Below are 25,482 nucleotides of genomic sequence, written 5' to 3' on the forward strand. Positions count from 1 at the left end.
CATGACATCGGTAAGAGAAAAGCAGCTTTTCCGAAGCTGCTTTTCTAACTTAGGCGATGGTTGGAGGGTGTCAAAAGCGGTTGAGTAACAGGGTGTTAACTCACGGCTCCAGGCGACGTTGCTGATAGATCCAGTCAACGATTTCGCCGTCGGGCGCATAGCCGCTGACCGTGTCGCGCAGAAGCTGGCGGACGCGGGTGTAATCGTCTTCATCCACCGCTGCAAGCAACTCAGTGAGCTTGCCCTTGAGGACTTCCCATGACAGATAATCTTCGTTGGCACTCATGATCATCGGGTGCTGGGTCGCGACGACGTTGTCGCCAATCAGCAATTCTTCGTAAAGCTTTTCGCCGGGACGCAGGCCGGAGAATTCGATGGCAATATCGCCATGGGGATTCTTTTCGGAACGCACGCTCAGGCCGGACAGATGAATCATTTTTTCGGCCAGCTCGACAATCTTCACCGGCTCGCCCATGTCCAGCACAAACACATCACCGCCCAGGCCCATGGAGCCTGCCTGAATCACCAACTGCGCCGCTTCAGGGATCGTCATGAAGTAACGCGTGATCTTCGGATGGGTGACCGTCAATGGGCCGCCAGACTTGATCTGCTTGTGAAAGAGCGGAATCACCGAGCCCGAAGAACCCAGTACATTGCCGAAACGAACCATCGTGAAACGGGTCTTGTTGACGCGTGAGACATTCGACTTGTCACCGAACAATACGGGAGCCAGTTCACGACTGAGCGCCTGCAGGGTCAGTTCGGCCAAACGCTTGGTACTGCCCATGACATTGGTCGGGCGTACGGCTTTGTCCGTAGAGATCAGAACAAAGTTGGAAACACCAACTTGAAGTGCGGCCTGGGCAGTATTCAACGTCCCGATGACGTTGTTCAGCACACCTTCTGCGATGTTGTGCTCAACCATCGGTACATGCTTGTACGCTGCGGCATGATAAACCGTATCCACGCGCCAGGTTTTCATCACATCCAGCAGTTTGGACTGGTTACGCACAGAACCAAGGATGGGCAATAACTTGACGGGCAACGACTCACGGACCACGCGCTGCTCAAGTTCCGACAGGATGCTGTAGAGATTGAACTCACTGTGTTCGAACAACAGCAGCGTCGTCGGACGCAACGCCAGAATCTGCCGGCACAACTCGGAACCGATCGAACCGCCTGCGCCAGTGACCAGAACAGTCTGGCCCTTGATGCAGTGTTCCAGGAGCTCGTCCTGTGCAGGCACCGTGTCGCGACCCAGCAAGTCGGCGATGTCGACTTCCTGGATGTCATCGACCTTGACGCGACCGCTGGCCAGGTCCATGAAACCCGGAACGCTTCGTACGTGGAGCGGGAAGCCTTCGAGGAAACCGAGGATTTCACGGCGACGCCCACGGTTGGAGGAAGGGATGGCCAACAGTATTTCCTGGGCGCCAGTGGTATCGATCATTCGCTGGATATGTTTGGCCTTGTACACCTGCAGACCCGAAATGACGCGATCAGTGATGCTTTCATCGTCGTCGATAAACGCAACAGGGCGCATCACCCTGCCCATCCTCAACGCCGCGACCAATTGGTTGCCGGCTGCGCCCGCGCCATAAATAGCAACGCGCGGCAGACCATCTTCCCGGCTAGTGAACGGAACGTGCTGAGCCGCCGTAAACCAGTCACCCAGGAAGTATTGGCGCATCGCCAGACGCAGGCCGCCCACCATGATCAGGCTGAGCCACCAATAGTTGAAAATGATCGAGCGCGGGACCACATTCTGGTGATTGCTGTACCAATATACGACCACGCCGAGAATCAGCGATGAAAGACTGACCGCCTTGATAATCGCAATCAGCGCATCGTTACCGAAATACCGCATCACCGCTCGGTACATACCGAAACGAATGAACAGGGGTATCGCCACGACCGGTGCGGCAATAAACAGCCAAAGGTGAGCGATGATTGGATTAGCCATTTCATCGACGCCCAGACGTACGACGAAAGCAAGCCACAATGCAGCCCAGACCACCATTACATCGGTACTGACCTGAATCAGCCGCTTTTTGCGTCGAGGCAAACCGACTAAGAACGCCCGTAACTTATCCATAACCCCTTCGAACACCTCTGTACATTCCAATGCCTAATACTGCAAAGCCATCCACGGGCTTTTCAGGACTCGCCGATCGACTACGATAACCTTTACTTCTGCGCGACCGTCATCTCGAGCTCGCCGGCATGAAACTTTATCGCCAGCGCGACCAACGGCAAGTAGGCGACAACCAGCGCCCACGTACCATCCCATCCGCTCAAGACTACACCCGCCGCAATAGGCAAAAGCCAAAGAACGTTGATGGCAGCAACGGCCATGGTCACTGGCAAGTGCTTGCCATATTTGCGCGAGGCAAATTGATAAGCATGACTGCGATGCGCTTCGTAAACCTTATCACCCCTTACCAATCGACGAACAAGCGTGCAGGTCGCGTCGACGACGAATACGCCGAGTAAAATCAACCATGCCCAGAAAAAATCCGATTTGACCCAGGCTGCCTGCAGTGAGAAGAACGCCAAGGTAATCCCCAGGAAACCGCTACCGGCATCCCCCATGAAAATTTTGGCCGGTGGAAAGTTCCAAACCAGAAATGCCCCCACTGCCGCCGCCAGCAATAACGGCAGCCAGATCATCTGCGGGTGACCGCCCAATACGTAAAGCAAACAGGCGCCCAGGCAGGCGCAAATCGCTTCCACGCTGGCGATACCGTCAATTCCATCCATGAAATTGTAGAGATTGAGCATCCAGACGATATAGACAGCCGCCAGCACAGTACCCACAAGCCCCAGATCCAGGGCCCATCCGAATATGTTCAGCGGAGCCAGTCCGTTGATCCAGAACAACGCCCATGCCGCCGCTGCAAAATGCCCTGCCAAACGCCAGCGAGCTGCAATGTGCCCATGGTCATCCATAAAGCCCAGGACGGCTATTACCACGCCGGCGCCGCCTGCTGCGACGAGCGAAGGCCACGGGACCAGGTCCAGCCACCCGACCAGCGGGAGTACCGCAAGAAAGGCCAATACAATGGCTACCCCGCCGCCCCTTGGCGTAGGAACAGAATGTGAACTCCGTGCGTTCGGTATATCAATGATGCTTCGAGATAACGCGTAGCGCCTAAGCACAGCGGTCATGACAAACGAGACAAACGCAACAACCGGAACGATCCACCAATAACTCATGTGTTTTGACTTTCCATATAAGCAGACGCCGTGACCTTGAGCGCCTCGTCAACCGACAGCGGAGGCGTCCAGCCTAAAAGGGCACGCGTCTTCCCAATATCGACCTGCAAGGAACCGCACAACCGTTGGGACAGACTGCGTTTGCCCAGGGTAATTGCGGCCGCACTCAGCAACGAGGCAGGAACGGGAAGAAGACGCGCGGGTTTGCCCAGCGCGGACGCCATTTTGCGTAATAAAACAGTGGTTGAAAGATCCTCGCCATCACTGACCATGAATATCTGGTTGGCGGCGGCTGGATGAGTGATGCAGGTAATCGAAAGATCAACCAGGTTATCCAGCGCGACCAGACTGCGCGCGTTATGAATGGCGCCGAAAGGCAATGGCACACCTTTGTGCAGCCAACGCATCATGCTCAGGAAGTTGGCTTTTACACCCGGACCATAAACCAGCACCGGACGGATGATCACCACTTCCATCCCTGTCGTTGCAGCCAATTCCAGGAGACCCTGTTCGGCCTCCATCTTCGATATGCCGTAAGGGTCCGACGGTGCCGGCGGCTGATCGGCGGTATAAGGCGCGCCCAAGACCGTGCCTTCACCGTTGACCTTGATTGAACTGAGGAACACAAAGCGTCGCACACCAGCCTGCGCCGCCTGATGCGCCAGGGCCAGGGTGCCCTGGACATTGACGCGGCGAAAGGCTTCAAGCGGATCGGCCTCGGCATCGTTCATCACATGAACGCGGGCCGCGCAATGAACAACCGCCTCAACCCCGGTCAGAACGCCCGAAAAATCAGCGCTCGACAGGTCGTCGAATTGAACCACTTGATCGGCGCCAGGACAGGAAAAACCGGGGTCTCTGACGGCAACCGTGACCTGAACATCTGTACGAGCGGATAACACTTGGACCAACCGGCTACCAACAAATCCAGATGCCCCAGTCACAAATATGCGCACACCAAACTCCTTGTTTAGGATTTAGACCAAACGGTGCGATTAATATAATCGGTATAGCTGTGCACAATGCGCACGACTTTTTTGGAGACGGCGCCCCCCAAATAATCGCCTACCACCGACATCACTCGTTCGCCACGTACATGCTGGCTGGTCACGACCCTGACAGCGTTGAGCACGCGATCAGTCGTCAGGCCACACATGATAAGCGTGCCTTCATCCATGCCTTCTGGCCGCTCGTGAGCGTTGCGAATCGTCACCGCCGGCAGGTTCAGCAAAGACGCTTCTTCAGTGATGGTGCCGCTGTCGGACAGAATGCAAAACGCTTCCATCTGCAACTTGATGTAGTCGAGCAGACCGAACGGCTTAACGAAGCGAATCAGTGGATGGTCAAGCGACTCACCCAATGCTTCAAGGCGCTTACGCGTCCTTGGGTGTGTGGAAACAATAATAGGCAGCTTGTACTCGTCGGCCAGTGCCTTCAGCGAACCAATCAGATCCCGAAGATTATCCGGGGTATCTACGTTCTCTTCACGATGCGTGCTGACAATAAAGAAGCCACCGGAGGTCAACCCTTCGCGAGCCAGTACATCGGAGGCTTGGATCTTGGGCATGTAGAAGTCGAGGACTTCTGCCATGTGCGACCCGGTCTTGATGATCGTTTCCGGGCGCACGCCCTCATCCAGAAGATAGCGGCGGGCGTGTTCGGTCAGCACCATGTTTATATCGCTGAGGTGGTCGAGAACCTTGCGATTCAGCTCCTCGGGCACGCGCTGGTCGAAGCAACGGTTACCCGCTTCCATATGGAAAACCGGGATTTTTCTGCGCTTGGCAGAAATGACAGCCAGACAGGTATTGGTATCCCCGTAGAGCAGGAGTGCATCCGGCTTTTCCGACTCGAACAACTCATCCGATTTAGCAATAACCTGAGCGATCGTCTGGGCCGCAGTATCACCTACAGCACCCAGGAAATGGTCGGGCTTGCGAATATCCAGGTCATCAAAAAATACCTGGTTAAGCTCATAATCGTAGTTCTGACCGGAATGCACCAAAATATGGTGGGTCTGTTTGTCCAGTTCTGCGATCACGCGGCTCATTTTGATGAGTTCCGGCCGAGTGCCCACCAGGGTCATGACTTTAAGCATTGAGTTGCTCCCGAACAAACTCCAACTTCATCAGCAGCGCTTTAACACCCTCAACGTCCAGGCGTTCAGTATTGTGTGATGTGTAGTCGTCCAACTCCGAAATATGCGTTTCACCCTCTACGAAATATTTCTCATAGTTCAGGTCGCGATTGTCCGCAGGGATCCGGTAGTAACGGCCCATGTCTTCTGCCTTGGCCATTTCTTCGCGAGAAATCAACGACTCGTAAAGCTTCTCGCCGTGACGCGTGCCGATCACCTTGATCGAATTCATGCACTTGAACAGCTCTTTGAGCGCTTGAGCCAAATCTTCGACGGTCGATGCAGGCGCCTTTTGTACGAAAATATCGCCTTGTTCGGCATATTCAAAAGCATGCAAAACCAAATCAACCGAATCTTCCAGGGACATGAGGAAACGGGTCATGTTGGGGTCAGTTACCGTCAGTTCGCCGCCCTGCTTCAACTGATTGATGAACAGGGGGATCACCGAACCTCGGGAAGCCATAACGTTGCCATAGCGCGTGGAACAAATGACAGGACCGTTTTGCGGAATCATCCGGGACTTGGCAACGACCAGCTTTTCCGCCATGGCTTTGGAAATACCCATCGCATTGATTGGGTAGACGGCTTTATCCGTGCTTAGAACCACTACGCGTTCTACATTGTTGGCGATCGCCGCGTTCAGCACGTTTTCCGTGCCCATCACGTTGGTTTTGACCGCTTCCATCGGATAGAACTCGCAGGAGGGAACTTGCTTGAGCGCAGCGGCGTGAAAGATGTAATTGACCCCGACCATCGCCTGGGAAATACTGGCATAGTCACGCACATCACCGATGTAAAACTTTACCTTGTCGTTACCCAGCGCAATGCGCATGTCTTCCTGTTTCTTTTCGTCACGGCTGAACACACGGATTTCTTTAACATCGGTATCGAGAAATCGCTTCAGCACGGTGTTACCAAACGAACCGGTACCGCCGGTAATCATCAAAACTTTATTATCGAACATCTGTAAAATCTCCTAATTATCGCTGAGCGCGCATAAATTGAATAAGGTCTGGCCAAGCAGGCGGAACGTAGCCCACAGCCTGGCGGAATCGCGTAGAGTCCAGAGACCGATCAATAGCTAGATGGTCATCCGGCACAATGTCGATTTTCTTTTCATAAATCTTCGCGATTTCATTCAGCAACGTGAATTTATCGATAGGCTCAGCGGAAACATGATAGAGACCGAACAGCTGCGGATTGGGAATCACGAAATCGGTAATGATGCGAGCGAGTTCTGAGGTCGGCACACCCGAGAATATGGCTTTCGTAAAACCTTTTACGGCACCTTCCTGGGAAAGGAACCAGTCAACCAGCGAAGCACTGCTTGCCAGCTCATGGCCAATGATTGAGGTGCGCAAGGTGATGGCGTGAGGTTGGTCTTGAATTTCACCAATAAACTTGGACTTTCCGTACAAGTCGACCGCGTCTGAAATATCAGACTCCAAATACATTCCCTTCTCGCCTGTGAAGACGCAGTCGGTACTGACATGGACAAGCCGGGCGCCAATAAGCGCGCACAACTTCGACAGGCGATGCGGCAGCATCGAGTTGAGCGGCAACGTCGACAGCGGGTCCTTGGCCTGGGCTAACTGCTTGATCAAGCCCACGCAGTTGATAACGACATCCGGACGTGCCTGCTCGAAGACACCGACCAAGGCTTCGTAGTCCAGGACATCAACATCGGAATAGAAGTTTTCTGCGTACTTCTCATCGAAGTACTTACGCCCCCCTCTACCACGCATGGTGCCAAACACACTATGTGAGGTATGGCTGGCGATGTACTTGAAAACAGCACTTCCGAGCATCCCTGTCACACCCAGCACTAAAATTTTCATATTGGATCTCTAGGTATTTTTAATTCGATCTTGAATAATTTCGACCAACCGGTGGCATTGGCTTTTCATTTCGTAATTATCACAGAAAAAGCGATACCCTGCGGCCCCGTAGGCGCTTCTTTTTTCGGGCTCGCTGCGATAAATTTCTTCGATGTTACTCGCCAGCGCAGCCGCGTCACCTGCGGGAGAGCAAAGGCCGGCGCCCGCCAACTGCACGACTCTCGCACCCTCGCCGTCAAGGGCGGCCAAGATGGGCTTGCCTGCTGCCATATAGGCCTGGACTTTGCTGGGAATGGTCAGGGTGAATATTTCGTCCTTTTTGAGCGTCACCAACAGGACTTCACTCTTGGAGAATAATTCCGGCATTGATTCAGATGGCAAACGCCCCACCAACTCCAGGTTATGCAGCGCATGCAGACGCTTTTGCTCATTCATCCATTCAAGACGGCTACCACTGCCAACCACCACGATCTTGCAACCAAGGTGAGTCAGGGCTTTCGCCGCATCGACGATAGTTTCCAAAGATTGCGCAAATCCGAGATTGCCAGCAAACACGATGCAAAAATTGGAGGTTAGCAGCCGATTGATTTCATCAGGTAAAACACTGACGGCGCCTGCTGGCGGCGCGGGTGATAGCCGATAGGAGTTGGGATAATAAACAAGCTTGCTTCTGTCCACATACTTTTCGGCAGACGATATAAAGGCTTCAGACTGTACCAATACGGTATCTGCCTTGGCATATATGAACCGAACCAGCACACCCACCGCTTTCAGCGCCCAGTGGTTCTTTATAAACCCGGTTGCTTTCAGCGTTTCGGGCCACAAATCCTGCACCCAGATCATCAGGTGCGCATTCGTAGAGCGTTTCAATACGATTGCGGGGATCGCAGCAGTGATGGGAGACACGGCGAACACAATGATAGCGTCGAATTTTTTTCCCGCATTTTGCTTTGGAAAATGCTTGATGCCATTAACTACAAATGACAGGTAGTTAAGGATCAGATTCTTGGCACCGCCTGCACGACGTGGCCTTAACGGTGCACGATGGACCTTTATCGAGTCTTTATAAAGGTGCTCGCTGCACGAATCGCTCTCATAGCCTTCGTAGGTATTACCGTCCGGATAATTAGGTTGTCCCGTAAATACTTCTACGGTATGGCCAAGCGACGCCAGCTCTTCAACAATATCATTGATGATAAAGCTCTCAGGATAAAAATACTGAGTAACGATTGCTATAGTTAGAGACATGTCAGTTCACACTATCGAATCTGGATTTGAGCGCTTTAGGCCCCAAAAAAATCACAGATTTAATGAATGAAACCATCGCAACCCACCGGTTAATTTTAATATCGAAACGAGGGGCGCGATTGGATTTCTCTACAAACTGAGCAGAGGTTTCCAGTATGTCAAAAAGCTTGGCCTTCGTACGGTGACGCTCGGAAACCTGCATGTACTCGGAAGGACTCATCGCGTGCAGCGCTGCAATGGTATCAAAAATCCCCACGCGGTTGGTGGTCGCGGACTCTTCGTTATAGGAATATCCCACAACGTCCGAAAACAGACCACACGTGAGCGGTTTCTCAATCGACTCAATGCCGACGACAGAGGGAATACCAGCCGCCGAGGCTTCGATGATCGTCGTCCCCGACCCTACAAAGCAAAACGCCCCATCCAGGATAGAAGGCAGTTCGGCGTAATCTACCTCACCACAAAAATGCACGTGGGCCTCAACGCCGTGCGACTGAGCCAAGGCAACCAGCGCGCTGCGCTCAGGGCCATCGCCATATATGAAGTACTCAAAATCGGCGAGTTTGCGAAGCTCAGCCAGCTGCGAGATGACATGGCGATTGTAGATCTTGAAGTCAACCAAACGACCAACGGAAACTATACGCAAGGATGATTGGAGCGGCTGGCGAGCACTGTAGCTTTCAAAAGAAATACCCAACGGTAGAATATCGAGGCTCGACACATCGGAACCACTGAATTCCGCAGCCATTTCAGCCGTTCTTTCGTTAGGAAATAATGTGAGGTGGACGTTGCGATCATACAACTCCAACATTTTTTTCCTGAAATAGATATTGCGACCGCGCCACCAACTTATCTCCTTTGAGTGATAAATGCCGACACTGACCGATTTAAAATTCAACTGATCTTTGTTTAAATAAACATACGCCAACGTCAGCAGATCTACCGCATGAACAATATCGTAAACAGTTGCATCTGTTTTTGCCGGCATCAACGCGTTGATCCAACTGGACGCAGACAAAAACGGAACATGCTCTACAATATTAATTGTCGCGTGTTGGGAAAGTTCGTCGAACAGGCCCTTATCATACTTATCGGACAGCAAAGTCACGCTAATGGAGTGCCCGGACAGCTTGAGATACTTGGCCAATCTGACCACGTACGTCTCAACCCCGCCCATAGCGAGCCCTCCCATTACAAACAATATACTTTTCATACACCCTCAACCATAATCTATAAGAAATCGAAGAACACTTCGGACCCACCTGACCACCCTGAATTGCTATTGAGGTTCAGGTACAAAGTAGCAAAGGTGTAAGCCGCCACTAGCAAAAAGCCTATTTTTTTGCCGCACACCTGCACAGCGATCATGGGGATCAGCACGTACTCAAACATCGAAATACTTGCGTAGCCCCGACCGGCGAGGATCGCGAAATCGCCCAACACAATACGTAAAAAGGCCGCACAATAAAAAACACAGAAAATCAGATTGAAACTCTGATATCGATTTTCCAACTTTTTCCAAAATACAAGGCCTGCGATGACAACCAGCAAGTTCTTAATGTTCACCATGTCAAAAAGCGGCAATGAGTAGCTGTACATATCGGCATTGAGGTACAGTTCGATTTTATCGCCTACAAAACCGAAGAGTGCCATCTGACGCAGCACAGCTTTAAGGTCAATGGCCGCAGCGATCGCCAGCAGAACAGCACTGACTAAAAGATATAAACTGCGTTTCGGTCGAAAAAAATACAGCCCCACTGGCACAATGAAAAGCACCGACGACACATGAACTAACGTCGCGACAACGATCAGCATCGTCATCACTTTGTACTTTCGTTGATCCAGATAAGTTGCTGCCAGGAATAGCAAACCAGATGCCAGACCCAGTCGTATTGCATTGAGTTCCTTGGCCAGGTAAAAATGCGTGAAGTAAACCAGCACTGCCAGCGCAAAATAAGGAGAAAAATACCTGATACTGCGAACGTTTAACGTAACCGCAATTAACGAGCTGAAACCGAATAGTACAGCTGAGTTTTTACCGAGTGCCGCCAATACTGACAGGAACATAAAAAAGCCGAACTCGACATTAAACGTCCCGTAGCTATAATCGCAATATACGTTCTGGCAATCCAATACCGACGGTATCTGATAGAGCATCTCAAGATACGCGGCATCATCGCTGCCAACGCCAACTGCTCTGAACGTAGCCAAAAAAACAAGCGGGATGGCCATCAGCACAGAAATTACTATCGCCGGTAGTTTTCTATCACTTAACGTATCAAATGCCGCCACGAGCACTAAAAAGCCATAGGCCAAGTACAACGGGAGAGTAAATTCAAATTCCATTATCTTCGCGCCCAGCAGGCAAAGCCGATGATAGAAACGACAAAAAATATGATGTAAGCCATCATATAGGCGTACATTACGCCGTAAATACCACCGATGTTTTTTCCAAGCGAAAATGTGAGTCCGACAAAAAGCAGCGCCTGAACAACTTCAGACAATATATATAACTTGGTCGCTGCCTTGGCCACTGCCACGAAACCGATCACGTATGCTGAAACCTTGAAAAAATCGCCCACCAATTGATAAATTATATAACTTTCCAACTCATGAAACTCGGAGGACAGCAGCAGTGGGATGAAGAAATGCCGACCAAAATAAAGCACACTCCCACCGATAAGGAAGCCGCCCATTACCAGCGACATAAACTTTATAACTTGACGTGTTATCGCCTTCTTTTCTCGCGTCGCCGAAATAAGGGGCATGTAGTAGGACGCCAAGAAGACGCTAAAAAAACCAATATAAGCACTTGAGAGCTTTATACTTCCTTGCCATATCCCTGCCTCTCTGTAGCCCACGTCCGTGATCAGCGATTCCCTGATAACAATTTCCACAACGGGAAACATGACCGCACTCACCAGCAGCATCAACCCGAACCTGGTAAACCCTTTTCCTATTTCAACATCAAACTTTCGCCACTTGAGCATTCTGAGCAGCGGCATGCCCTTGACAAAAAATAAAGACACAGTGATCGGCATGACAAAAATCGCAAGCATTGCAATCGCCGCACCTGGCATTTTATAGCTTGAAATCAAAAACCATATCAATGGAAGTGCCAGGATGTTTGAAACAACCTGCACCAGCGCATTCACATTCAGTTTACCAAGCCCATTGAAGAAACCGGAAAATAGAATATTGAACGCGAATGCAACCTGCGCGATTGCAAGGCACAGGATCACCCAGTAGAAGCGAGCCTCTCCAAACACCAGGACCGATATCTTCTCGGCAAATGAAAACAAGGCCACCAAGACAAGTATGGAGGCCCCCAGGGCATAGAATACCGAGGTAGAAAACAGCCTGTTCAGTTTGAACTTGCTGTCCTTGAACTCGGCTACATATTTGATGACACCGTGCCCTAATCCCCCCCCCGCCAACAAGACCGCGATGGAGACCAGGCTCATAAAGTGCCCTAATTTCCCGAGGCCATCTGCACCCAAATACAAGGCAATCAGCTTAAGAACGCAGAAACCTACCAGGATTTTTGATGCTTGAGCGGCGCTCGTAAAAAAAGCGCCCGCCAGCAGTCCCGCCCTTTTCTCGTATAATTTACCGACCGGCGGCATTAACTGCACCTATAACAGAATCAATGACGTGCTGAATTTCAACGTCTGACATCCCGTACCAGATCGGCAGGCGAAGGAGGCGCTCACTTTCCTTAGTGGTAAAACGATCTTCACCATTAAAACGTCCCAACAGAATACCCGCCGGTGCGCTGTGCAGAGGCACATAATGAAAAACCCCTCCTACGCCGGAGGCGTTCAGGTGCTTAAGTACTGCTGTACGAGCGACGATGTCCTTGACCTTGATGTAAAACATGTGCGCGTTAGCCACACAGTTCTCAGGAACTGACGGCGTTTCGATTAGTTCGGCATCGACTAGATCTTTAAAAGCAGCATTGTAGCGATTCCACACATTGCATCGGAACTCGTTGATTGCGTCCGCCCGTTCCAATTGACCGAATAGATAGGCCGCTTGAAGTTCACCAGGCAGGTAACTGCTGCCAATATCCACCCACGTATACTTATCGATCATCCCTCTGAAAAACTGGCTACGGTTAGTGCCCTTTTCACGGATAATTTCAGCGCGCCCGATAAAGCGCTCGTCGTTGATAAGTAGCAAGCCACCCTCGCCACCGCTGGTATAGTTTTTTGTCTCATGAAAACTATAAGCAGCCAGATGACCAATAGTGCCCAACTTGCGCCCTTTATAGGTGGACATCATGCCCTGCGCCGCATCCTCGACAACAAACAATTCATGTCGATCTGCTATGTCCATGATGGTGTCCATTTCACAAGCCACGCCTGCGTAATGAACTGGCACGATGACCTTGGTTTTTTTCGTAATGGCCGCTTCAATCAATGTTTCATCAATATTCATAGTATCGGGACGAATATCGACAAATACAATTTTTGCCCCGCGCAACACGAAGGCATTAGCGGTACTTACAAATGTGTAGCTGGGCATGATCACTTCATCACCCGGCTGTATATCGACCAGTATTGCCGCCATTTCAAGGGCTTGGGTGCAAGAGGGCGTCAATAATGCCTTTTTGCAAGAAAAAGTTTCTTCGAACCAGCGCTGGCAACTTATCGTGAAGTCTCCATCCCCTGACATCTTCGCGCTGCGCATAGCGCGAGTGACATATTGATCCTCATTACCGGTATAAGGCGGCTTATTGAATGGAACTTTCATCGAACTCACCATAAATTCTTTATTAACGTTGCCTGAAATGACAAAAACACGTATTTCGCGAAAAATCGCCTATCCCATTTATCAGCGTTATAAATGCTGGATCGGCCGCTGATTTCACATTTTTACCAAGCTTCTTGAAGCCTGCCTGAGCCAGCTGCTTGTTTGATAAGCCATAACCTCTCCACACCTCGCCAATACTGTCAGCAACCTTACGCACGATTCCGCAGCTGGACGCTGCTGACAGGCGCTTCAAAATGTATAGGCAATTTTAAACTTGTTTTTCCTGGCGCAATAGCATAATCGCCTATGGCGACCAAACAAATCAGCCGAATCTCAGGCCCGTTACAGATAGAGAGCGATTAGCCATCACCCACCGCAACTGAGGGCCGCATTTTTGCAGGTGCTTGCTGGCCCGCCTAGCAAGGTGTGCTCCAGGAGTCACCTCTACGCAAGCCTCTTGGAGCGAAAAACACTGGAGAACAACACGAGGGCAATACCGAGAACCAAACCTGCAATAATGCCACCTATAATAACGAGCGACTTCTTGGGCTTTATTGCGCTCAACGGCTCCATAGCGGCTCGGTCGATAGCCACTAACTTTATGCGACTCATATCGATATTCAAATTACGCAAACGCGCCATTTCCGCTCTCAGCGGTTCAACCCCGGCCAGGAAAATATCTTCGTTTTCGCGGCGATTGAGTACTTCAACTTGCCGATTGGTCTGAAGCAGCTGGAGTTCTTTGGCGATTTGGGCGATACGCGCCTCAGCGAAGTCATCGGAGTTTCGTTGATTGAGTGCCCGCTTTTCTGCCTCGAGCGCCTCTACCCCCATGAAATAAAGAGGTATCTGCTGGTTGTTCACTTCAGTGCGCATCACGCTGTTCGAGCTTGCGCGCTCAGCGTCTCCCAACGAAGAAGGCGTCGTCGGTTTGTTAATGCCCAGTGATTTGGCGATACCGATTGCCTCAGACAGTTGCGACATGCGATCGGTACGCAATGTCTTCAACTGGGCACGTAAGGCCTTCAATTCATCCAACAGTTGTGCGCGCTTCAGATTATCGGCTTCAAGCAATGAAGCTATCTTTGCTTCCTTGTCGGTTTCATAACTGGCTCGTGCAGCGTTAAACTTACCGGTGATTTCGTTAAGCCGGTTTTTTACAATGACATCCATATCGGCGGCTATTTGCTTACGCTCGCTGGCAATTGCATACTGAACGAAGTCGTTCAGAATTTTTACACCATCGACGCCTTGCGGATAATTCATTTCAAGCTTGATGTATGCGCTCAGCGACTCAGCTTTTTTCAAGTCCGGCACGATCAAATTGATCGAATTACGGTTGAACTCTTCAAAGCTCTGCTCAAGGGTACGTCCTGGACGCTCAAACTCGCTAAAGAGTTGCTGATTAGCTCTGAAAAAATTCAAGCGAGTTTCATAAGACTCAAGGGAAGCCCCAACTTTTAAAAGCGCTTCACTCGGTGGCAGCTTGTAAACTTCTGAGCGATTTAACGCATCCAGTTCATTGATTGCGGCAGGCCTCAGAACACTGCTCACCTGATATTCAGGAGTCGCCAGGAATGCGTACGCCGCTGCGAGCAGCGCCACGCCTGCAGTGGTTATCAGGACTGTTTTTTTCTGTCGCCAGACGATTTGAGATAGCGCAAAGAGGTCGACTTCACCAGTCGAGGGCACAGGGGGGGCGCGGAAGCTACTACTCACAACAAAAACCTGCCTTCAATGAGAAACTGCGGGCTCGTTATGCAGACTATCTTGCGTGATTTTTCCATCAACCGCCCAACGAGACCCAGCTTCGCTGCCTGGCCTTGAGCGCACAAAATGACTGTTCTCGAGAATATGTTGCATTTTGCCATCTCTTCGCTACATTGCAAGACTTGACAAGTCAATGAGACGCTTCCGGCCTGCGCGTAGGATATTTCCGCAGAGCTAGCAGCGCGCAACCGCTCCCCTTCAATACTGTCATTATCATTAATCGAAAAATGGATTCGACCCGCAGTCGCTACCAAAAAAGCTGCCGCTTTGAATTCTGATATTCATTTATAGGGTGTACATCAGCGCTTTCCATGTGAAAAACGACCAAGTTGATCCGACAAACGGCAAACCGTTCCCGTTACGGGTCATCTTGTCTCTCTGAACGGAGCAGATCCAGGTCACGCCGCCGGCATCTTTCTTCGGCTCTGCCTAGGCTTGAAAAGGAGGAACAGCACTGGGCCCAGTAACATTCCGAGTATCAGTGCCAGCGTAACGAATACTGAAACAGGCAGCGTGGCGGAGGACCACCCCAAGAACGAAAGCGAAGCTGACTGTTGGTTTTCAAGCACAAAGCCTACGATTGCGAGAGCAACGATCGAAGCAATGATGACAGTGAAAATACGCTTGAACTGACGCATAACATACTCCTGGCAAACAATCAGATGCCCTCTTCCTCATCTTCATTTACCCGGTCGCGCAACTCTTTACCGGGTTTGAAATGAGGAACGAACTTCCCGTCAAGACTGACGGACTGGCCAGTCTTGGGGTTACGCCCTACTCGCGGTGCACGGTAATGCAGCGAAAAGCTACCGAAGCCGCGGATTTCTATACGATCCCCAGTGGCCAGGCATTGGGACATTTGCTCAAGCATAGTCTTGATAGCCAACTCGACATCCTTGGATGAGAGCAGCCCTTGATGGGTGACAATTCGTTCGATCAACTCCGACTTCGTCATATTTTTCCCTTCTTTTTCAAGCAGCTAGGAAAATCGCTTCGAAGGTTTTAGCATGACCTGAGGATTTTGAACAGCCCATGTATTAACTTATCTGCCTGTCTACTCCAGGACGGCCGTAAACGCCCAAATCGTCAATTACAGATCACCAACATAGTGCGCGTAAGCGCGCCAGCCGGGTTCCAACCGAACGGATAGTCTTCGGCGTCATCCTTGGCTTCACTGGACCGGGCGATGACCTTGTAACCCCGCGCTTTGCACTCACGCATCGCACGCGCATCGCACTTTTCCCATTTATTTCCCAGACCCGAGCAGTCGATCTCAATACCGCTGCCGCCCCGCATCGCATGAGTCTTGGCGCTGGTAGCGGAGCAGCCTGTAAGCGTCAGCACTGCCAGCACTACAATAAACCTGTTCATTCAACCCCTTATTGAATCGGCAATGTGGAACAGTTAAAGACTATAGCCAGTTGTGACCTTGAGACGTACGCGTTAGTTCTAGGTATTTGATTCACTTGATTTCAGAACTGACAGAAAGCGCCTGGTCGGTCATTGCCCCGGTCTCTATATCATGCGCCCTCTCCGACCCCGCGTCTCGACGGCGCGCGCATCCCGATTCGTGCGCGACAAATCCACCACACACAGGATGACTATAGACAGTCGTAAGCCGCGTTACATGCGAATCGACATCGCCTATGCATGCACGGACATCCCGTAACCTTCGGAAGATCAGCGCAGCAGCGCCGCTAACGCCATCGGGTAGCAAGCCCTTACGATGAGAAGCCAGCAAAAAGCGCACCTGCATCGCTCAGAAGGTATAATTCAAGCTAATCCGGTCCGCATTTTCACAACGAACGCCAAAGGGATGCAGCAGCAATGACGTTATTTAAACCTGCTAAACCAATTAAAAAAAATAGCAGGGTAAACGATAAAACCATATCCGACGCGCCCCATTCAAAGTACCCCACTCAATTAGTGGCTTATGCAATACTCTTGGGAATTTGCATTCTATTATTTGAGCCTCTTATCAGCACTCTGTCTGCCAACGCGTACGACTATGTGACCCATTTGAAGTGGGCAGCCGACATGGAGAATGGTCAAAAACTGATACTGCCTCACCCGCTCTATCATCTGCTGGCCATCTTCACCAAGAAAACATTTGCCATCAGCTACCCTCAGTCGTCCACACTGGTCATAGTACTTTCAATATTTTTCCTTGCTGTTTTAAATTACAACATCTTGAAAACATATACGTCCACGTTGACCGCAATATTTTTCTCGATCTGCCTGCTCATCATTACGCCTTTACAACTTTTCTTCGCTATTGATCAACATCTTTACTTTGGCTACATAGGAATAAGCATTTATCACAGCCCTACCATGCTGCTGCTCAAGCCTCTATCGCTCCTGGCATTCTGTTATACACTCAAGTCTGTAGACAACCCGCAACACAACACGCTAACCAACGGGCTCGCACTTGCTTTAGCCTTGTTTCTCAGTGGGATTTCAAAGCCAAGTTTCTTGATGATCGTACTCCCCGCCTTTGTACTTTTTCTGCTGATCACCCGCCAACTCAAGTCAGCACTTATGAGCAAGTATATCTATTTCGCGTTTTTTCTTCCCATCGTCGGTTTGCTAGGCCTGCAGTTTTTTCAAACGTTTTTCTTCCAGGATCTCTCCCAAGGCACCGGAACTCCTGAAAGCCATATTGTTGTTCTACCCTTCGAAACCATGGCTCACTATTCAGACTTCCTATTTCCGAAGCTGATTTTATCGATAGCGTTTCCGCTGCTGACTTTTTTATTCTACCCAAGAGCTTTCATACAAGACAAAGCGGTCGTTTTTTCCTGCTGCTGCTTGTTGATGGGTTTGGTGCTGACCTATCTCTTCGCAGAAAGCGGGTCGAGAATGTACGATGGAAACTTCTGGTGGAGTGGGCAAATAGGGCTCTATCTGGTATTCCTCTTCTCTGTCGCCTTTTTATTTAAAAACAGGCAACATCTGACGATTCGCAACGTAGACAAAGTAAAGTACTCACTCAGCCTCATGCTGTTTTTCTTGCATGCACTTTTTGGAATATTTTTTTACAAGCAAGAGCTTTTTTTCAATGCGAAATTTTGGTAACTGCTTGCCTACCCCACACACCAACAAGACCAAAATATTATGCCCGCAAAATTGACGCTACCTCATATCTCGGTGATCGTTCCCGTTTACAAAGCCGAAAACTCACTTGACGAACTTTACTTGCGCCTAAAGTCCGCCCTCGAGGAAATCTCATTCGATTTCGAAATCGTATTGATAGAAGACTGCGGGGGTGATCGCTCATGGCAAATGATAGAGCGCCTCGCCGAGGCAGACCCAAGAGTACGTGGCATCCAGTTGAGTCGAAATTTTGGCCAGCACTATGGAATCACGGCAGGCCTGGATGCTTGCCGAGGCAAATGGGTCGTTGTGATGGATTGCGACCTTCAGGATCGCCCTGAAGAAATTCCTCGTCTCTATGACAAGGCGCAAGAAGGTTACGATATTGTTTTGGCCTTGAGAGGCAAACGAAGTGATCCGCTTCTTAAGAGATTCACCTCTTGGCTGTTCTACAAAACGTTCAGCTATCTGGCTGACTTTGAATATAATGGCGATAGCGGAAACTTTCGTATCATGTCGCGAAAGGTAGTCGATAACCTCTGCCAGATGCGTGAGCAACTTCGATTTTTTGGCGCACTGGTTCATTGGACAGGCTTTTCCAGCACCGGGATCGAAGTCTTGCATGCAGAACGCTTGGACGGGAAAAGTACCTATACATTTTCAAAGCTCTGGAACCTGGCAATGGAGACAATAATTGCCTACTCGGACAAACCGCTTCGGCTTGCAGTAAAGCTAGGCTTCGCCATGGCGGCATTGGCATTTATCTATGGGGCATACCTCATTTTCACCACAATGCTACACGGAGCCGTTGTACAGGGCTGGACCAGCCTCATGGTTTCTACATTCTTTATTGGTGGCATTGTCATTTCCATCCAGGGCATTGTTGGCATATATGTCGGTAAAACCTTTGACCAGACAAAAAATCGCCCCTTGTATATTGTAGGACGAAAAACATACGATTTATCTGAAGACACATTTGGCGCACACACACAAACATCTCGATCTACATCAAGCCTCGAAAAAGAATGAAGGCCAAAATGAGCTTTTTTGCCTCACCCGCTTTTTCACAGTTGATACGCTATGGCATTGTTGGCCTGACCAATAACGCCCTTCTTTATCTGGGCTACTTATTGCTCGTGTATTGCGGAAGTGGTGAAAAGCTGGCGATGACGCTGATTTATATAATAGGTGTTCTCACCAGTTATACGTTCAATTACAGATGGACGTTTTCCCAGCGAAAGAATCGAGGCGCCTTGATTCGATACATACAGATGCATTTAACCGGGTACCTCATAAACTTTATACTTCTGTATCTACTTGTCGATAAGTTACTTTACCCTCATCAACTTGTTCAGATTTTTGCAATCATAGTTGTCGCATTTTTTGGTTTTTTTACATGCAAGTACTTTGTCTTTCGTGAACAATCGGTTCGCGAATAAATCTATCTTTCAAGCAAGCGTGCCAGCGCTATTCACTGAAGTGCTACTGGATTACAAACTTCAAGCCTCATCAGACTGAACCAACAGGCACAAAAAAGGGCGACCGAAGTCGCCCTTTTTCTACAGCCTTACAGAACTTAGTTCTGCTTAGCCATTGCTTCGCGCAGCAGGGAGGCCATGGTGGTCTCGCCAGTTGCAGCTGCCGGAGTTTCTTTCAGACTCTGGATAGCTTCTTTCTCTTCCACTTCGTCTTTCGACTTGATGGAGAGTTGGATTACGCGGCTCTTGCGGTCAACGCTGATGATCTTGGCTTCAACTTCCTGGCCTTCTTTCAGAACGTTGCGCGCGTCTTCAACGCGGTCACGGCTGATTTCGGAGGCTTTCAGAGTCGCTTCGATATCGTCGGCCAGAGTGATGATGGCGCCTTTGGCGTCAACTTCTTTCACTGTACCTTTAACGATGGCGCCTTTGTCGTTCTCTTGTACGTACTCGGAGAACGGATCGCTTTCCAGTTGCTTGATGCCCAGGGAGATGCGCTCGCGCTCTGGGTCAACCGACAGGATAACGGTGTCCAGCTCGTCGCCCTTCTTGAAACGACGAACAGCTTCTTCGCCAACTTCGTTCCAGGAGATGTCGGACAGGTGAACCAGGCCGTCGATGCCGCCGTCCAGACCAATGAAGATACCGAAATCGGTGATCGACTTGATGGTGCCGGAGATTTTATCGCCCTTGTTGAACTGGCCAGAGAAATCTTCCCATGGGTTAGATTTGCACTGCTTGATGCCCAGGGAGATACGACGACGCTCTTCGTCGATGTCCAGAACCATAACTTCCACTTCGTCGCCGACTTGTACGACTTTCGAAGGGTGGATGTTCTTGTTGGTCCAGTCCATTTCGGAAACGTGTACCAGGCCTTCCACGCCTTCTTCCAGCTCAGCGAAGCAGCCGTAATCGGTCAGGTTGGTAACACGCGCGGTCACGCGGGTGCTTTCTGGGTAACGGGCTTTGATAGCGACCCATGGATCTTCACCCAGTTGCTTCAGGCCCAGGGAAACACGGTTGCGTTCGCGATCGTATTTCAGAACCTTGACATCGATCTCGTCGCCAACGTTGACGATTTCCGATGGATGCTTGATACGCTTCCAAGCCATGTCGGTAATGTGCAGCAGGCCATCGACGCCACCCAGATCGACGAATGCGCCGTAATCGGTGAGGTTCTTGACGATACCTTTGACTTGTTGGCCTTCCTGCAGGGATTCCAGCAGAGCTTCACGCTCGGCGGAGTTCTCTGCTTCCAGGACGCTGCGACGGGAAACAACAACGTTGTTGCGTTTCTGGTCGAGCTTGATGACCTTGAATTCGAGTTCCTTGCCTTCCAGGTGCGTGGTGTCGCGCACAGGACGAACGTCGACCAAAGAACCTGGCAGGAACGCACGGATGCCGTTAACGTCGACAGTGAAGCCGCCTTTAACCTTACCGTTGATAACGCCCTTGACCACTTCTTCAGCTGCGAAGGCTGCTTCGAGAACAATCCAGCATTCAGCGCGCTTGGCTTTTTCACGGGACAGCTTGGTTTCACCGAAACCGTCTTCAACCGAGTCCAGAGCAACGTGAACTTCGTCACCGACATTGATTGTCAGATCACCAGCATCGTTGTAGAACTGTTCCAGCGGGATCAGAGCTTCAGACTTCAGACCAGCGTGAACGGTTACCCAGCGAGCTTGGTAATCGATATCAACGATAACACCGGTGATGATGGAGCCTGCCTGAAGGTTCAGGGTTTTTAGGCTTTCTTCAAAGAGTTCCGCAAAGCTTTCGCTCATTTTAATTCCTGTTGATAAGGGCGAAGAATACGCCCATCTCCACACCCCAGACGGTATGGGTCAGTTTCAATTAGAAGAAGCACCGCAGGACTATGACTGGTCCCCTGCAGCCTTCTTGGTCACCCGGCGATATCGCGAATGGCGATCTCACTCATGATGCGTTCCAGCACCTGCTCGATGGACAACTCCGTGGAATCCAGCTGTATGGCGTCAGCCGCCGGCTTGAGCGGGGCTACCGCACGCTGGGTATCACGCTCATCGCGTGCACGGATCTCATCTAGCAGACTCGACAGACTAACACCATCGACTTTGCCCTTCAACTGCAAGTAACGGCGGCGAGCACGTTCCTCGGCGCTGGCGGTCAGGAAAATCTTCAGCGGTGCCTCTGGAAACACCACCGTGCCCATGTCACGGCCGTCGGCGACCAGGCCCGGCGGCTCCTGAAACGCGCGCTGGCGCTGGAGCAATGCGTCACGCACGGCGGGCAACGCGGCAACTTGGGAGGCCCAGGAACCGACTTGCTCGTTACGCAGGTCGTCAGTCACATCGTCGCCTTCGAGGATGATCCGCTGGGGATGACCTTCCGTCGCGCCGACGAACTGGACGTCAAGGTGCGCCGCCAGCAGCTTCAGGGATTCTTCGTTGGTCAGGTCGACGCCATGGTTGCGCGCAGCGAAGGCCAGCAGGCGATACAGCGCGCCGGAATCGAGCAGGCACCAGCCGAGACGCTTGGCCAGAATGCCGGCGATCGTGCCTTTGCCCGAGCCGCTTGGCCCATCGATGGTAATCACCGGTGCTTTGATATTCACAATTGAGCCTCTTGGGCTACACGCATGCCGACATGGGCACACAGTGTAAGAAAGTTCGGAAAAGATGTAGCGACGTTAGCGCAGTCACGGATACGAATCGGCGCCGCCGCTCGCAACGACGCCACGCTCAATGCCATGGCGATGCGGTGATCGCCATGGGCATGCACGTCGCCGCCGCCTATCGGGCCGCCATCAATGATAATCCCATCAGATGTCGGTTCACACTTCACACCCAGCGCCAACAGACCGTCGGCCATGACCTGGATGCGATCGGATTCCTTCACCCGCAACTCCTCGGCACCGCGCAACACGGTGCGCCCCTCGGCGCAGGCGGCGGCGACGAACAGCACGGGAAATTCATCGATCGCCAGCGGCACCAGCGCTTCGGGAATCTCGATGCCTTTGAGCACAGCGGCGCGTACACGCAAGTCGGCCACCGGCTCGCCACCCACTTCACGCGGGTTTTCCAGGGTAATGTCCGCGCCCATCAGGCGCAGAATATCGATCACCCCGGTGCGGGTCGGATTGATACCGACATGTTCGAGCAACAACTCGGAACCCTCGGCAATCGTGGCCGCCACCAGGAAAAATGCCGAGGAGGAAATATCCCCCGGCACTTCTATATGGGTAGCGGTCAACGTATGCCCGGACTCGACCGACGCCGTCGCGCCCTCCACGGTCACCGGGTAACCAAAACCGCGCAACATGCGCTCGGTGTGGTCGCGGGTCGGTGCAGGCTCGGTCACTGCGGTTTTGCCTTCGGCATACAGTCCGGCCAGCAACACACAGGATTTCACCTGGGCACTGGCCATCGGCAGTACATAATTGATGCCTTTGAGTGCCTGGCCACCGCGTATGGTCAGCGGCGGGCACCCTTGCGGCCCGGTCTCGATCAGTGCACCCATGTCCCGCAACGGCTTGGCCACGCGGCTCATCGGGCGCCTGGACAGCGACGCATCGCCCGTCAGTACGCTGTCGAAGCGCTGCGCCGCCAGCAACCCGGACAGCAGGCGCATGGACGTGCCGGAATTGCCCAGGTAGATCGGCCCCGGCGCCGGTTTCAAGCCATGCAAGCCCACGCCATGAATCGTCACGCGCCCGTGGTGCGGCCCTTCAATCACCACGCCCATGTCGCGAAATGCCTGCAAGGTCGCCAGGGCGTCCTCACCTTCAAGGAAGCCTTCCACTTCGGTCACGCCATCAGCCAATGAGCCCAGCATGATCGAGCGATGGGAGATCGACTTGTCACCCGGCACCCGAATGCGCCCGCTCAAGCGGCCACCTGGACGGGCGATGAAGGTCAGTTCGTCGGCATCCACTGCGGTTTCCATATAGGCGCGCCGCGCCAGGATCTTGCTGAAGTGTTCACGCGCCACCCGCGCACGGGTGAACACACCCAAGAGTTGATGGCCATCGCCCGCATCCACGGCGTCGCGCAAGGCGTCGAGGTCGCTGCGGAAGGTATCGAGGGTACGCAACACCGCTTCACGATTGGCGAGGAAGATGTCGTGCCACATCACCGGGTCGCTGCCGGCAATCCGCGTGAAGTCGCGGAAGCCGCCGGCGGCATAGCGGAAAATCTCCAGGTTCTCGTTGCGCTTGGCCAATGAATCCACCAGGCCGAATGCCAACAGATGGGGCAGATGGCTGGTCGCCGCCAGCACTTCGTCGTGACGCTCGACCTGCATATGCTCCACATCCGCCCCCAACTCGCGCCACAACCGGTCCACCACGGCCAAGGCCGCAGGATCGGTCTGCGCAAGTGGGGTCAGGATCACTTTGTGCCGACGAAACAGCTGGGCGTTGGAGGCTTCCACCCCACTCTGCTCGGAGCCGGCAATCGGATGGCCGGGCACGAAACGCGGCGGCATTTCACCAAACGCCAGTTGCGCCGCGCGCACCACGTTGCCCTTGGCGCTGCCGACATCCGTGAGGATCGCGCCGCCCAAATCCAGGCCGGCCAAAATCGCCAACAGCTTTTCCATGGCCAGGATCGGCACGGCCAGCTGGATCACGTCAGCACCCTGGCACGCGATGGCCAGGTCCGCCTCGCAGCGATCCACCACCCCCAGCTCCACCGCCAGCTTGCGCGATTGCGGGTCCAGGTCCACGCCGACCACTTCGCCGCAAAAGCCGCTCTCGCGCAGGCCTTTGGCGAAGGATCCACCGATCAACCCAAGACCAACCACCACCAGGCGACCGATCATAGGCACAGCAGGTTGCAGTGCAGTGAAATCAACCACGGGCCAGAACCTTGGCCAACGCCTCCAGGAAGCGGCTGTTCTCAGCCGGCAAACCGATGGTGACGCGCAGGTGATTGGGCATGCCGTAATTGGCCACCGGGCGCACGATCACGCCTTCGCGCAGCAAACCCTGGAAGACCGGGGCGGCTACCTGACCGAGGTCGACGCAGATAAAGTTGCCCCTGGACGCAATCCAGCCCAGGCCCAACTCGCGAAAACCGTCCTGCAATTGCTGCATGCCGCGCTCGTTGAGGCGACGGCTTTCCTCGAGGTAATCGGCATCGTTCAACGCCGCGCAGGCCGCCGCCAGGGCCAGACTGTTAACGTTGAACGGTTGGCGCACACGGTTCAGCACATCGGCGACTACCGCGCTGGACAAGCCATAGCCAACCCGCAGCGACGCCAGGCCGTAGGCCTTGGAGAAGGTGCGCGACACCAGCAGGTTCGGATAGGCCGCCAGGAAGGCCAGGCCATCCGGCAGGTCGCTGCCTTCGGCGTACTCGATATAAGCCTCGTCCAGCACCACGAGGACGTGCTCGGGCACGTCCTGCAGGAATTCGTTCAAGGCCTGCTGATCGAACCAGGTGCCCGTCGGGTTATTCGGGTTGGCGATAAACACCACGCGGGTTTGCGCATCGATTGCGGCCAGCATCGCCGGCAGATCGTGGCCCCAGTCCTTTGCCGGAATCACCCGTGCATTGGCGCCTACGGCCTGGGTGACGATCGGGTAGACCGCGAATGCATGCTCACTGAACACCGCGTTCAGGCCCGGTGCCAGGTAGGCCCGGCCGACCAGCTCGAGGATGTCGTTGGAGCCATTGCCCAGGGTCACCTGGTTCAGCTCGACCCGACACTTTTGCGCCAGCAACGACTTGAGGGCAAAGCCGTTGCCGTCGGGATAACGGGTCAGCTCCGCCAACTCTTCCCGAATCGCCGCCAACACTTTGGGGCTCGGGCCCAGCGGGTTTTCGTTACTCGCCAGCTTGACGATTTTGGACGTGTCCAGATTCAACTCACGCGCCAACTCGTCCACAGGCTTGCCCGGAACGTAAGGCGAGAGTTGTTGCACGCCCGGCTGCGCCAGGGCGAGGAAGTTGCCACTCATGTCAAA

Annotated in this window: 22 protein-coding genes; 3 read left to right on the top strand and 19 right to left on the bottom strand. The window is 52.4% G+C overall.

Translation table 11 applies throughout. The features are described 5' to 3' along the window. Positions 1–100: 100 nt before the first annotated feature. The 15 genes from BFQ00_RS06565 to BFQ00_RS06635 form a co-directional block, all read right to left on the bottom strand. Positions 101–2,095, bottom strand: a complete 1,995-nt coding sequence (locus BFQ00_RS06565) for a polysaccharide biosynthesis protein (RefSeq protein ID WP_065886427.1) — start codon at positions 2,093–2,095, stop codon at positions 101–103. 92 nt (positions 2,096–2,187) lie between these two features. After that, the gene (locus tag BFQ00_RS06570) at positions 2,188–3,216 is read right to left on the bottom strand and encodes an MraY family glycosyltransferase (protein ID WP_065932992.1); all 1,029 of its coding nucleotides are present in this window, start codon (positions 3,214–3,216) and stop codon (positions 2,188–2,190) included. Continuing rightward, positions 3,213–4,172: a UDP-glucose 4-epimerase family protein gene (locus BFQ00_RS06575; protein WP_083227304.1), complete on the bottom strand. Its 960-nt coding sequence runs from the start codon at positions 4,170–4,172 to the stop codon at positions 3,213–3,215. Before BFQ00_RS06575 ends, BFQ00_RS06570 begins: the two co-directional genes overlap by 4 nt. A gap of 14 nt (positions 4,173–4,186) precedes the next feature. Continuing rightward, positions 4,187–5,314, bottom strand: a complete 1,128-nt coding sequence (gene wecB, locus BFQ00_RS06580) for a non-hydrolyzing UDP-N-acetylglucosamine 2-epimerase (RefSeq protein WP_057722891.1) — start codon at positions 5,312–5,314, stop codon at positions 4,187–4,189. Further along, positions 5,307–6,317: a polysaccharide biosynthesis protein gene (locus BFQ00_RS06585; protein WP_065886424.1), complete on the bottom strand. Its 1,011-nt coding sequence runs from the start codon at positions 6,315–6,317 to the stop codon at positions 5,307–5,309. Before BFQ00_RS06585 ends, wecB begins: the two co-directional genes overlap by 8 nt. 16 nt (positions 6,318–6,333) lie before the next feature. Continuing rightward, positions 6,334–7,191 carry a dTDP-4-dehydrorhamnose reductase family protein gene (locus BFQ00_RS06590; protein WP_065932994.1) on the bottom strand — a complete coding sequence of 286 codons (858 nt, stop codon included), beginning with the start codon at positions 7,189–7,191 and terminating at the stop codon, positions 6,334–6,336. Positions 7,192–7,200: 9 nt separating this feature from the next. Beyond that, entirely contained in the window at positions 7,201–8,439 is a 1,239-nt protein-coding gene (locus tag BFQ00_RS06595; RefSeq protein ID WP_065932995.1) for a glycosyltransferase family 4 protein, read from the bottom strand. A gap of 1 nt (position 8,440) precedes the next feature. Beyond that, the gene (locus BFQ00_RS06600) at positions 8,441–9,652 is read right to left on the bottom strand and encodes a glycosyltransferase family 4 protein (RefSeq protein WP_065932996.1); all 1,212 of its coding nucleotides are present in this window, start codon (positions 9,650–9,652) and stop codon (positions 8,441–8,443) included. A gap of 17 nt (positions 9,653–9,669) precedes the next feature. Further along, positions 9,670–10,785 (bottom strand): EpsG family protein, encoded by a 1,116-nt coding sequence (locus BFQ00_RS06605; RefSeq protein ID WP_065932997.1) that lies wholly within the window; start codon positions 10,783–10,785, stop codon positions 9,670–9,672. After that, a complete protein-coding gene (locus tag BFQ00_RS06610; protein WP_065932998.1) occupies positions 10,785–12,065 on the bottom strand; it encodes an O-antigen translocase in 1,281 nt (426 codons plus the stop codon). The genes BFQ00_RS06605 and BFQ00_RS06610 overlap by 1 nt, the downstream gene beginning before the upstream one ends. Then, positions 12,049–13,194, bottom strand: a complete 1,146-nt coding sequence (gene rffA / locus BFQ00_RS06615) for a dTDP-4-amino-4,6-dideoxygalactose transaminase (protein WP_065932999.1) — start codon at positions 13,192–13,194, stop codon at positions 12,049–12,051. Before rffA ends, BFQ00_RS06610 begins: the two co-directional genes overlap by 17 nt. 444 nt (positions 13,195–13,638) lie before the next feature. Then, positions 13,639–14,913 carry a Wzz/FepE/Etk N-terminal domain-containing protein gene (locus BFQ00_RS06620; protein ID WP_065933000.1) on the bottom strand — a complete coding sequence of 425 codons (1,275 nt, stop codon included), beginning with the start codon at positions 14,911–14,913 and terminating at the stop codon, positions 13,639–13,641. A 449-nt stretch (positions 14,914–15,362) separates the two neighbouring features. Then, a complete protein-coding gene (locus BFQ00_RS06625; RefSeq protein ID WP_065933001.1) occupies positions 15,363–15,602 on the bottom strand; it encodes a lipopolysaccharide assembly protein LapA domain-containing protein in 240 nt (79 codons plus the stop codon). A 20-nt stretch (positions 15,603–15,622) separates the two neighbouring features. Continuing rightward, positions 15,623–15,919, bottom strand: coding sequence for an integration host factor subunit beta (ihfB, locus tag BFQ00_RS06630; RefSeq protein WP_065886416.1), 297 nt, complete (start codon positions 15,917–15,919; stop codon positions 15,623–15,625). Positions 15,920–16,050: 131 nt separating this feature from the next. Next, positions 16,051–16,335 carry a hypothetical protein gene (locus BFQ00_RS06635; protein WP_065933002.1) on the bottom strand — a complete coding sequence of 95 codons (285 nt, stop codon included), beginning with the start codon at positions 16,333–16,335 and terminating at the stop codon, positions 16,051–16,053. 456 nt (positions 16,336–16,791) lie between these two features. Between BFQ00_RS06635 and BFQ00_RS06640 the strand changes: the two genes are divergently transcribed. Genes BFQ00_RS06640 through BFQ00_RS30350 form a run of 3 tightly spaced genes read left to right on the top strand, consistent with a single transcriptional unit; the run spans position 16,792 to position 19,496 of the window. Then, on the top strand, positions 16,792–18,039 hold the full coding sequence (locus tag BFQ00_RS06640; protein ID WP_065933003.1) for a hypothetical protein: 1,248 nt from the start codon (positions 16,792–16,794) through the stop codon (positions 18,037–18,039). Positions 18,040–18,078: 39 nt separating this feature from the next. Further along, positions 18,079–19,086: a glycosyltransferase family 2 protein gene (locus BFQ00_RS06645; RefSeq protein ID WP_083227305.1), complete on the top strand. Its 1,008-nt coding sequence runs from the start codon at positions 18,079–18,081 to the stop codon at positions 19,084–19,086. Positions 19,087–19,094: 8 nt separating this feature from the next. Then, a complete protein-coding gene (locus BFQ00_RS30350) occupies positions 19,095–19,496 on the top strand; it encodes a GtrA family protein (RefSeq protein WP_065886413.1) in 402 nt (133 codons plus the stop codon). 137 nt (positions 19,497–19,633) lie between these two features. On the opposite strand, the gene rpsA is transcribed toward BFQ00_RS30350, so the two are convergent. From rpsA to hisC, 4 genes are all read right to left on the bottom strand, one after another. Next, complete coding sequence (gene rpsA / locus BFQ00_RS06655; RefSeq protein WP_065886412.1) at positions 19,634–21,319, bottom strand: 30S ribosomal protein S1; 1,686 nt, start codon at positions 21,317–21,319, stop codon at positions 19,634–19,636. Between the two features lie 119 nt (positions 21,320–21,438). Further along, positions 21,439–22,128, bottom strand: a complete 690-nt coding sequence (cmk, locus tag BFQ00_RS06660) for a (d)CMP kinase (RefSeq protein WP_012722932.1) — start codon at positions 22,126–22,128, stop codon at positions 21,439–21,441. Then, on the bottom strand, positions 22,125–24,335 hold the full coding sequence (locus BFQ00_RS06665) for a bifunctional prephenate dehydrogenase/3-phosphoshikimate 1-carboxyvinyltransferase (protein ID WP_065933029.1): 2,211 nt from the start codon (positions 24,333–24,335) through the stop codon (positions 22,125–22,127). Before BFQ00_RS06665 ends, cmk begins: the two co-directional genes overlap by 4 nt. 28 nt (positions 24,336–24,363) lie before the next feature. Continuing rightward, positions 24,364–25,476 carry a histidinol-phosphate transaminase gene (gene hisC / locus BFQ00_RS06670; RefSeq protein WP_065933004.1) on the bottom strand — a complete coding sequence of 371 codons (1,113 nt, stop codon included), beginning with the start codon at positions 25,474–25,476 and terminating at the stop codon, positions 24,364–24,366. Positions 25,477–25,482: the final 6 nt, after the last annotated feature.

Source organism: Pseudomonas sp. 28 E 9, from assembly GCF_900004785.1.
In the GTDB taxonomy this organism is placed as follows: domain Bacteria; phylum Pseudomonadota; class Gammaproteobacteria; order Pseudomonadales; family Pseudomonadaceae; genus Aquipseudomonas; species Aquipseudomonas orientalis_A.